This window comes from Azospirillum isscasi (assembly GCF_030849505.1).
Lineage (GTDB): Bacteria > Pseudomonadota > Alphaproteobacteria > Azospirillales > Azospirillaceae > Azospirillum > Azospirillum isscasi.
Genome location: NZ_JAUJFI010000201.1, coordinates 1 through 8,993, shown reverse-complemented (window position 1 = coordinate 8,993; position 8,993 = coordinate 1). Strand labels below are relative to the sequence as shown.

General features: G+C 66.2%; 10 protein-coding genes and 1 pseudogene. 4 read left to right on the top strand and 7 right to left on the bottom strand.

Annotated elements, in window-relative coordinates; all coding sequences use genetic code 11:
- Positions 1-288, bottom strand: a pseudogene (locus QSG27_RS25665) (esterase); the annotation flags it as partial.
- A gap of 78 nt (positions 289-366) precedes the next feature.
- The gene (locus QSG27_RS25660) at positions 367-786 is read right to left on the bottom strand and encodes a CopG family transcriptional regulator (protein ID WP_306711188.1); all 420 of its coding nucleotides are present in this window, start codon (positions 784-786) and stop codon (positions 367-369) included.
- Positions 787-1,172: 386 nt separating this feature from the next.
- Here QSG27_RS25660 and QSG27_RS25655 point away from each other — a divergent pair, with 386 nt between their 5' ends.
- From QSG27_RS25655 to QSG27_RS25640, 4 genes are all read left to right on the top strand, one after another.
- Positions 1,173-1,382, top strand: a complete 210-nt coding sequence (locus QSG27_RS25655) for a cold-shock protein (protein WP_306711186.1) — start codon at positions 1,173-1,175, stop codon at positions 1,380-1,382.
- 288 nt (positions 1,383-1,670) lie between these two features.
- The gene (gene rpsU / locus QSG27_RS25650; RefSeq protein ID WP_306711184.1) at positions 1,671-1,874 is read left to right on the top strand and encodes a 30S ribosomal protein S21; all 204 of its coding nucleotides are present in this window, start codon (positions 1,671-1,673) and stop codon (positions 1,872-1,874) included.
- A 92-nt stretch (positions 1,875-1,966) separates the two neighbouring features.
- Complete coding sequence (gene infC / locus QSG27_RS25645) at positions 1,967-2,500, top strand: translation initiation factor IF-3 (RefSeq protein ID WP_306711190.1); 534 nt, start codon at positions 1,967-1,969, stop codon at positions 2,498-2,500.
- A 144-nt stretch (positions 2,501-2,644) separates the two neighbouring features.
- The gene (locus tag QSG27_RS25640) at positions 2,645-3,034 is read left to right on the top strand and encodes a response regulator (protein ID WP_306711182.1); all 390 of its coding nucleotides are present in this window, start codon (positions 2,645-2,647) and stop codon (positions 3,032-3,034) included.
- 111 nt (positions 3,035-3,145) lie between these two features.
- Here the strand turns inward: QSG27_RS25640 and QSG27_RS25635 are convergent, their stop codons facing one another.
- The 5 genes from QSG27_RS25635 to QSG27_RS25615 form a co-directional block, all read right to left on the bottom strand.
- Positions 3,146-4,297 carry a sensor histidine kinase gene (locus tag QSG27_RS25635; RefSeq protein ID WP_306711180.1) on the bottom strand — a complete coding sequence of 384 codons (1,152 nt, stop codon included), beginning with the start codon at positions 4,295-4,297 and terminating at the stop codon, positions 3,146-3,148.
- A gap of 175 nt (positions 4,298-4,472) precedes the next feature.
- Positions 4,473-4,670: a hypothetical protein gene (locus QSG27_RS25630; protein WP_306711178.1), complete on the bottom strand. Its 198-nt coding sequence runs from the start codon at positions 4,668-4,670 to the stop codon at positions 4,473-4,475.
- Positions 4,671-5,212: 542 nt separating this feature from the next.
- Entirely contained in the window at positions 5,213-6,127 is a 915-nt protein-coding gene (locus QSG27_RS25625) for a recombinase family protein (RefSeq protein WP_306711176.1), read from the bottom strand.
- Positions 6,128-6,922: 795 nt separating this feature from the next.
- Positions 6,923-7,465 carry a D-glycero-alpha-D-manno-heptose-1,7-bisphosphate 7-phosphatase gene (locus tag QSG27_RS25620; protein WP_306711174.1) on the bottom strand — a complete coding sequence of 181 codons (543 nt, stop codon included), beginning with the start codon at positions 7,463-7,465 and terminating at the stop codon, positions 6,923-6,925.
- Between the two features lie 105 nt (positions 7,466-7,570).
- Positions 7,571-8,509: a replication protein RepA gene (locus QSG27_RS25615; RefSeq protein WP_306711172.1), complete on the bottom strand. Its 939-nt coding sequence runs from the start codon at positions 8,507-8,509 to the stop codon at positions 7,571-7,573.
- Positions 8,510-8,993: the final 484 nt, after the last annotated feature.

The window sequence follows — 8,993 nt, the reverse complement described above, 5'->3', positions numbered from 1 at the left end:
GCCGCGCAGGGTTCCGCCCAGGCCGGTCCGCGGCCCGGGATGGAACCGCCCGGCAAACGCGCCGGCGGGCCTGGATGCCGTGGCGCGGCGCGGCGGCGCGGCGTCCGGCATGTCCGGCGGCGCGTTCACCGTGACCGGCTCGACATCGATGATGGTCGGTGCGGCGCCGGGCGGCACAGGCGCCGCCCCTCTCAGCAGGCGTTGGATGAGGGCGGTCGCCCCGGCGAGGTCGCCGGCCTGGGTGAGGCGCAGCGCCTCGGCCATTGCGGCGGGGACACGGTCGGTCATGTCGGAAGCTTTCTGTGCTCGGACCGGGGCATGCGGGAAAGCCCGGTCCGTCGTCTTTCAGGAATGCGGCCTGCGCCCTCAGCGCATGCGGTCCGCAAGGGCCGCCTTGACGGCGCTGCTGGCGTGCAGCGCCCCCAGCACGGCGACCGAGGCGATGGTGGCGCGGGCGAGTTCGGGGGTGACGTCCTGGGCGATGGTGGCCAGCCCGAGGACACGGATGTCGAGCATCCGTCCGGCATCCCGCGCCGCTTCGAGATCGTCCCGGCTGTAGTGGCGCAGGCCGAGGTCGACGCTCTTGCGCGTCACGGCCTGCCGCAAGGCGTCGCCGTGACGGTCGATCTGGTTGCGGATGGCGGTGCGGATGAGGTCCGTACGGTTCGCGTAGAACCCTTCCTGCACCAGAAGATCGATATGACCGAGGTCGACATAGCCGAGGTTGATCGTGATCTTCTCGCTGTCTCCGGTCTTCGGCTTCGGACCGTGTGCGCTCTCGGACATCCCCATACCATCCTTCCTCCATCCAGTGAGATGGTAAATAGGGGCTTCGGCGAACCGATCAAGGGGATGCGGCGGCGTGGAGGCAGGCCGTTCCAAAGCCGAATGGCCGGTCTGCCCGGGGGCCCCGTTCGCGCAGGGGCCGTGTCCGTCGTCAGAAACCCCCGGCCGGGGCTGCGGCGCATCCGCACAGGCGCACCGCAATCTCCCGACAGCCGGTCAGGATTTGCTTGCCAACACCGGTCCCGGTCCCCATGTGGAGAACGTCAAGCTTGCTCCGGGGCCTGTTTTCCTCAGCCCCGGCCTCTCCGGTCTGGGTCTCTTTTCCCGAAGTGAATTTGATCCCCTCCCGATGTCGGGCGGGGCACCATCAGAAAGGGAACAGGCCCATGGCGACCGGTACCGTGAAGTGGTTCAATTCCACCAAAGGTTACGGCTTCATCCAGCCGGAGGACGGTTCGGCGGACGTCTTCGTCCATATCTCCGCCGTCGACCGCTCCGGCATCGGTCCTCTCAACGAGGGGCAGAAGCTGACGTTCGAGGCCGTCCGCGACCCGCGGCGGGGCAAGGTTTCGGCTGAGAACCTGCGCGCGCTCTGAGCGCTGCGAAGCAAACGCCGGAATTCAACAGAAACAACAACGGCCGGCGGGCCTTGCCCGCACCGGCCTGAGGGCTCTTATGACCATCAAACTTCCTTCGACCGGGACCCCTCTGGTCGTCCGGCCTCAACGTCCGCAGCCTGCTCCTGGCGTTGAACAGGCATGGGCGCCGGAGTGGCCCCGTCTCACCCCGCGCGAGATCCGCCAGATCGTCCTCGACGCCCTGGGCTGAGAGCTTTTCATACCGAGCCGCCTCCACACAGACAACAGCCGGGGAACAGCCGCCCAATGCTCGTCCAGGTCCGCGACAACGATGTGGGAGGCGCTCTGCGCATCTTGAAAAGGAAGATGCAGCGCGAGGGGCTGTTCCGCGAGATGAAGCTTCACCGGCGTTACGAGAAACCATCGGAGCGCCGGGCCCGGCGGGCGGCGGAGGCGGTCCGCCGGCAACGCAAGCTGCTCCGCAAGCGCTTGCTGCGCGAAGGGTATTGACTGCGACCGCCGGTTCCGCAGACTGACCGGCGGCATCCCGGCCATCGGAGCCCATTCCGGATCATCACCGGACCAACCATTGGAGACAGGACATAGCCAAACTCTACGATGCGGACCCTGTCCGCGAAGGCCCGCGCATCAACCGGGAAATCACGGCGCGCACGGTGCGCCTCGTCGGCGCCGGCGGGGACATGATCGGTGTGGTCTCGCTGCGCGACGCCTTCGAGGCGGCGGCACAAGCCGAACTCGACCTCGTCGAGATCGCGCCTCAGGCGGAACCGCCGGTCTGCAAGATCCTCGACTACGGCCGGTTCCGGTTCGAAGAGCAGAAGAAGGCCAACGAGGCGCGCAAGAAGCAGAAGATCATCGAGATCAAGGAGCTGAAGCTCCGCCCGAACATCGATGATCATGATTACGACGTGAAGATGCGGGCCGCGCGGCGTTTCCTGGAAGAGGGCGACAAGGTCAAGATGACCATGCGGTTCCGCGGCCGCGAGATGGCCCACCAGGATTTGGGCATGAACGTGCTGATCCGTGTGCGCGACCAGTTCCAGGACATCGCCAAGGTCGAGCAGATGCCCCGGATGGAGGGGCGCATGATGGTCATGGTCATCGCACCGCGTTGAGAGTCCGCGGCGTTTGACGGCATGGCCGGCGGGATGCCGGCTCGCAAAGCCTGACGGCCGGGGAGCGGGAATGGATGCCGCCCGCTCCGGCCGGTGCATGCCGGGCCGATCCGACGAGCCCCCCGCCACGACGAGGGCTTTAGGATGACCGTGCCGTCGCCGCCGCCTCTTCACGTCCTCCTGGCCGAGGACGAGGTTCTCGTGGCCATGGCCATGGAGGACTCGCTGACCCGTGCGGGATTCCATGTCACGGTCACGCACAACGGCCGGGACGCTCTGGAGGCCGATGCCAGGGACCAGGCCGATGTGCTGCTGACCGATCTCAGGATGCCCATCATGGACGGAATGGCCCTGATCCAACGGCTGCGCGGCGATCGGCCCGATCTTCCGGTCGTGGTCGTTACCGGAACGCCGCCGGAAGGCGGTGTGGCCGGCATTCAGAGCGGCAATTCCGGTTGCACGCTGCTGCTCGTGAAGCCGGTCTCGATGGCGGACCTTGTCGTCGCCGTCCAGCGGGTGATCGGGCGGGCATGACGCCACCGGACGCCGCGATCATGCCCCGTCACCGGTGGTTCGGCGTTGGCCCGGACGGCGGCTGACCGCGGCCCCGTCCCGGGGCACGATCGTCCGGAGCGCCGGGGAGCATCAGCCTGGAAACGTGACCGTCACGGCGACGCCGGCATCGCGGCTGATGTCCATCTCGCCGTCGATCTGTTCGACGAGAGAGCGAACGATCCCAAAGCCAAGGGCGCCTTCGCGGTCGCCGGACATGCCCACCCCGTCGTCGCGCACGCACAGCATCACGTGGCCGGCGTCCGGCCGCCGGGCCGTGACCTCGATACGTCCCGCCTGGGACGACGGAAAGGCGTGCTTCACGGCGTTGGTGACCAGTTCGTTCACCACCAACCCCAGCGCGATGGCGTGGTCGGCCGGAACGTGTATGTCCTCGTCCGCCTGCGCCTCGATCCGGATGCCGGCGTTCGTGCCGGCTGCCGTCATCAGCGACGCGCAGAGGTCCCGCAGGTAGGGAGCAAGCCCGATCCGGCTGGGGTCCCGGGATTTGCTGAGCAGATTGTGCGCGTGCGCCATCGCTCCCAACCGCTCCTGCGTTTCCAGGAAGAGCGCCCTGACCGCCGGGTCCGCTTGCTGGTAAGCCTGGGTGATCAGCAGCGACGAGGCGATGGCCAGGCTGTTCTTGGCCCGATGGTCCACTTCGCGGAGCAGCACCTCGTTCTCCGCCAGGAGGCGGGACAGATGCGCGTTGGCCTCCGTCAACGCCTGCGTCCGCTCGGCCACGCGCCGTTCCAGATCCTGGGTGAGGCGCCGCAGGTCGTCTTCCGCGGCGCAGCGCCGTGTGATGTCCAGAAAGGACAGGAAATGATGGACGACCTGTCCGCTCGCGTCGGCCCACCGGCTGACGAACAGCGTTGCCCACAGCGTACCGCCATCCTTGCGGTACTGCAGGATCTCCAGCGTTTCGTCGCGCTGCTCGGCAAGGGCCGCCTTGAACCGCTGGATCGTCGCGGGATCGGTGTCCGGCCCGTCCAGGAAGTGCGGCTCCTGCCCAAGGACCTCGTCCATGGTGTAGCCGGACATGTCCAGAAAGGCGCCGTTGGCGAAGATCACCGGGTTGCCCGGCAGCACCGCGTCGGCGACGATCATCGGCACCGGCGTGGCGGCGACCGCCTTGGCGAAGATGCCCCCCTGCCGCTGCGCCGCATCCACCTTCCGTTCCGCATCGGAGCGTTCTGGTGTTCCGGGCAAGTTGGAGCGGAAGCCGTTCATGATCGGCAGCATGGCACAGACCGCATCGCACGGCGAAGCCCGAATCCAGCGGATCGCCGCGCCGCGTCCGGCCACCGTCCGTCCGCCAGGAGGCCGCCCGTGTCGCAGCCGGCGCGTCCACTATGGCGCCGGCACCGATGGTCGGCGGCCGCCGGGCCGGAGGAAACGGACATGGGTTCGCTCCGCTCTACGGGACGTCCGGGAATTCAAGCCGCTCACGCACTCGGGCCGCGATGCGCTCGTCGGTCACCGGCGGCCCATATCCGGCGAGTGCGGCGCGCATCATGTCGTTCACTCCGTCGCCGGGCCGCCGCGTCCAAAGCGCGACGTCGAAGGTACAGCCGAACACCGTCTGGTAACGTCCCAGAAGTTCGCGGTCGATCATGGAACTCCTCCTGGTTCGGGCCACCCCGGTCCAAGCGCCGCCGGGCGCGGCCGCTCGGGAAGGGGCCGTACCGGCTCCTCTCCAACAGGATGAACCCGCCGGTTTCACGTTGCGCGACGAGATAATGCGCGCACGCCATGCCTCACCTCTCCAACCAGTCCGGCAGGCGTGTGTCCGAATCACCCAAGGCGTTGGCGAGTTGATCGCCCATGAGGCCGATGCTCCGCTTCGGGCAGCAAGTCCGCACGCCCGGTCAATCACGAGCGGCTCCTGTCCTTGGTTCCCGACGGCGATCCACGAGATCCTCTTCCGAATGGGGATATCCAGCCGGAACGTCAACGACAGTGCGATATCGTGACGATCGCACTGGGGAGGATAATGAAATATGGGACAATACATGAATTTTCCCAGATAATAAATCAATGGTCGGCACCAAATAATTTATGTCAACTTGATCGTTGGCGGAGGGTTTAAATACAAATCTTAATGAATTGAGTAAAACAGGTGGTTGAAGAACATGCCAAGTCTTGTGGTGGTGTGTGTCATGGTTGGTGGGATGCCGGAATTGAGCGCGCCCCCAGCAACCCTTGCACCCGCGCCCGGTCCAGCAAGTTCTTGACCGACGCTGCAGCCCAGGTGCGCCCACCCCGCGGCGTCGTTTCCCGCATCGCCTCCAACTGCGCGCCGATCGCCCGCAGCGACAGCGTGGGGTTGGCGCGGGCGATGCCGGCCACCAGCACCATGAGCCGGTCGTCCCCGCGCACCGACGGCACCTTGTCCAGCAGCCCCCGGTCGGCCAGCCCCTCGGCCACGAAGGCGCGGACGGCGCGGCGCAGCCGCTCGGCGGTCCAGTGCCGGCCCGGCGGCAGCTTGGCGTTGACGGCGCGGGTCACCGCCGCCCACGAGCGCGCCGGCCGGAGGCGCCGCACGGTGGGCAGCCACTCCTCCGCCTTGCGGGTCAGCTCCAGCAGGTAAAGCTGGCGCTGCCGGGCGGCGAGACGCTGCGCCGTCACCGTGTCGCCCTGCTTCAGCTTGGGATTGCCGCCGACCCGCCCACGCGCCTTGGCCGCCCGCAATCCAGCCTTGGTGCGCTCACGGATCAGCGAGCGCTCGTACTCGGCCACGGCGCCGAGCATTTGCAGCACCAGCGTGCCGTGCGGGCTGGCGGTGTCGATCGGGCTGGTCAGGCAGCGGAAATGGCAACCGCGGCCGCGCAGGTCCTCGATCACCTCCAGCAGGTGGGCCAGCGAGCGGCCGAGCCGGTCGAGCTTCCAGATGACCAGCGTGTCGCCACGGGCGATGCGGGCGAGCGCCCGCGCCAGTTCCGGCCGTGCCCGGGACGCGCCGGAGGCCTTCTCCTCGAAAATCTCCGCACAGCCGGCGGCGCGGAGCGCGTCCAACTGGCCGGCGGTGGTCTGCTCGTCGGTCGAGACGCGCGCGTAGCCGATGAGGGCCATACCCCTTCTCCCAAGCCGAAAAAAGCCTCCGGAGAACCCCTTTGTAAAGTCAATGAGCATGAGAATAAACGACCGTTTTGGGGCGCGTCATTTCCTTTACATCGACCGCGCGGCCGGTCGTCCCGTGATCGGGAGCGTTCCAAAGGAGATCTGCGACGTGGATCAGGGCGCCGGACCGCGGGCCGCGAAACCAGGCTGCGGACATTGGCGGAATGGCTTGGCGATCCGGCTGAAGTTGAGCGTTCTGGCGCGCCTGGAGCGGCCGTTCTGAGCAGCGGCGGTCCGGTTCTAAACCGATCCACTCTCTTCTAAACGGATCTGGTCTGCAAAACGCCGGTCGGGCCGGGGCGGAAGCCGCGGAAAGCCGGCTTCTAAACTGATCCACCCGACAACGACAGACAAAGACACACAGTCTGTAAAGCGTCAGCCTGTCAGGGGGAAGGGGGTAGACAAGGTTACTGAGATTGCTGGTGTCAGAACCGAAGCCCCTGTTTAGTATCATATGGTGCAGGCTGTAACCCCTTCCGATCCGCCACGCTTGCGGCGGACGGCCTTCGGATCACCGCCAAACCAGGAACTGGAACGGGGATGTGCCTCTCCCCTCCCGCAGCGTTGGGAACGTCGGTGGCCAGCCAGAAACCTGCCAGAACACCGGGCCAGATCATCCAGATGCGCCGCCACGAGGATGGCAAGCGGGTGGTCATGCGAATCTACCGCTTGGCCGGCTGCTGACCGGTGACGGATGGGGTGCGCATCGGCGGCCCGTTGAAGCGGTGGCTCGTGGCGCCGACGGGATCAGCGGAGGGCTGGGATCAGCTCTTCAAGACGGCGGATCACCGACGTCGCGGCTTCCGGTGCGGTCGACGCACCGTCCGGGAACAGCAGAACGCGCCGCTCCACTCCCGCCGCACGGGCGGCCTCCATGTCGGTCGGCTGGTCACCCAGAAAGACGGAGCGCGCCAAGTCCAGTTCCAGCCGCCGCGCCGCCTCCAGGATCATGCCGGGATTCGGCTTGCGCCAGAAGCTGTCCCTCGCATAGCGCTCGACGGTTCCCCCGCGGTGATAGGGGCAATGGAACACCCCGGCCAGTTCGACGCCTTGCGCCTGGAACGCCGCCCGCATCCAGCCGGTCAGTTCCAGGAAGGCGGCCTCGCTGAAGTAGCCCCGCGCGATCCCCGACTGGTTGGTGATGACGGCGACGCGGAAGCCACGGTCCATGGCGTGCCGCGCCAGGGCGAAAACCCCGTCCATGAAGACGAAGCGGCTGCGGTCGCCGACATAGCCGTGGTCGATGTTCACCACGCCGTCGCGGTCGAGCAGCAGGGCTTTGTACGGCATGAAATCCCTTGCTGGAGCGTGGCTGTCTGGAATGTTGTCGCGAGGCCCTTCCGGGGGCGTTTGGAGTCTTGTCGCGTCCCCGGGAACGCCACCGGTGGCGGCGCCTCAGCGCATGAGCTGAGCCATTTTCCGTTCGGGGATCGGAGGCGGCGAGGGGTGCAGGAGCAGCCCATGGTCCTCCACGTCCACCCGTGCTTCCGGATAGACGGCGAGCGCCAGCTGCAAGGCTTCGATGAAGCGTTTCCGGAAATCGCGCAGACGGGCGTAGCCGGCGCCGAACTGTTCGAACACCGCCGGCCAAGTGATCGTGGTGGACTTGGTCAGGCTGTGCAGCCGGTAGGCCAGCCAGATGTAGATGTCGATGCTCGTGCTGTTGTTCTGGATGTGGCGCAGCGCCGGTTCCCAGATTGGCACGGGGTGGGCCTTCAATTCCCGGAAGAAGGCTTCGGAAAGCAGGACCCGGTCTTCCCACAGCGTTCCCTGCGGGGAATTGTGCTCCGAAGAGAAATGGATGCCGCCTTTGACGATCGAGTCCTTCTCGAAGCCCAGGCTGTTGGCGTCTTCCCAGGCGAAGGTCAGATTGCATGCGGCGATGCGCGACGCCTGTTCACGGATGTCGCGGTAGGTCTGGCCGCCCACCGACAGGCCCATGCGGTCCAGCCAGTCGTGCATGCTGCGGCCCAGCTCGACCTCCCGGCTGTCGGTCTGCAGGGCGCGGGTCTGCAAATACAGCAGGATCATTCGCGCCCGGCTGCCGTAAGGAACGCCGTAGAGTTTGAAACCACCGCCCCTTACCGGCAGACGACCGGGCTCGATCAGCAGACGAATGCGATGTCCGCGCCGTTCCCAGGGTTGGTCATCGGGAAGCCGGCGGTGCGGAAGCGCCGTCAGGGCAAAGCCTGAATAGGTAATGCCAAGGTCCTGGCGCTCTTCCTCCAGAACCGCAGCAGCGATGTCAACCAGCGAGCGCTGATCAGGATCGGTCTGGAGTGCTTTGGCCTGCTCTCGGCCCACTTGGCTGATCAGGCGATGCAACTGGCCCATAGCGCGCTGTTCTCGCCGTTTGTTCCAGGTTCATTTATGACCCGATCCATATCACGGCAGGTTGGGAGCTGCAATTTGGAATCTTGTCGCGCAGACTATTAGTAAGATTACTAGATTCACCTATTAGTTTGAGCGACAAGACTCCAGTAGAGAATCGCGAGTCGCGCGACAAGAGTCCAGGAATCCCGCGACAACACTCCAGGGGATAATTCGTTCGTCCTGTGGAAGCTTGGATCGACGCGACAAAACTCCAGCTCTACGTTTCCGATTCGCTTGCGAGTGCGATTCGTCGCGCGACTCGGAGAAATGGGTCGGCAAGCAGGCTTCGCTTCCCGCTCTGGACGGGTTCGGAGGCTGGAGTCGGGGAGGGGGGAGCGACAAGACTCCAAACCAGCTTCCGCTCTCCGCGCGATGGCCGGCGTCCGGAGGATGGCGGCGGCCAGCAGAAAGGGGGCAGAAAAAAGGGGGCAGAAAAAAGGGGGGC

Coding starts and splice junctions, on each gene's coding strand:
- QSG27_RS25660 (WP_306711188.1), bottom strand. CDS start 786: ATGTCCGAGAGCGCACACGGTCCGAAGCCGAAGACCGGAGACAGCGAG.
- QSG27_RS25655 (WP_306711186.1), top strand. CDS start 1,173: ATGGCGACCGGTACCGTGAAGTGGTTCAATTCCACCAAAGGTTACGGC.
- rpsU (WP_306711184.1), top strand. CDS start 1,671: ATGCTCGTCCAGGTCCGCGACAACGATGTGGGAGGCGCTCTGCGCATC.
- QSG27_RS25640 (WP_306711182.1), top strand. CDS start 2,645: ATGACCGTGCCGTCGCCGCCGCCTCTTCACGTCCTCCTGGCCGAGGAC.
- QSG27_RS25635 (WP_306711180.1), bottom strand. CDS start 4,297: ATGCTGCCGATCATGAACGGCTTCCGCTCCAACTTGCCCGGAACACCA.
- QSG27_RS25630 (WP_306711178.1), bottom strand. CDS start 4,670: ATGATCGACCGCGAACTTCTGGGACGTTACCAGACGGTGTTCGGCTGT.
- QSG27_RS25625 (WP_306711176.1), bottom strand. CDS start 6,127: ATGGCCCTCATCGGCTACGCGCGCGTCTCGACCGACGAGCAGACCACC.
- QSG27_RS25620 (WP_306711174.1), bottom strand. CDS start 7,465: ATGCCGTACAAAGCCCTGCTGCTCGACCGCGACGGCGTGGTGAACATC.
- QSG27_RS25615 (WP_306711172.1), bottom strand. CDS start 8,509: ATGGGCCAGTTGCATCGCCTGATCAGCCAAGTGGGCCGAGAGCAGGCC.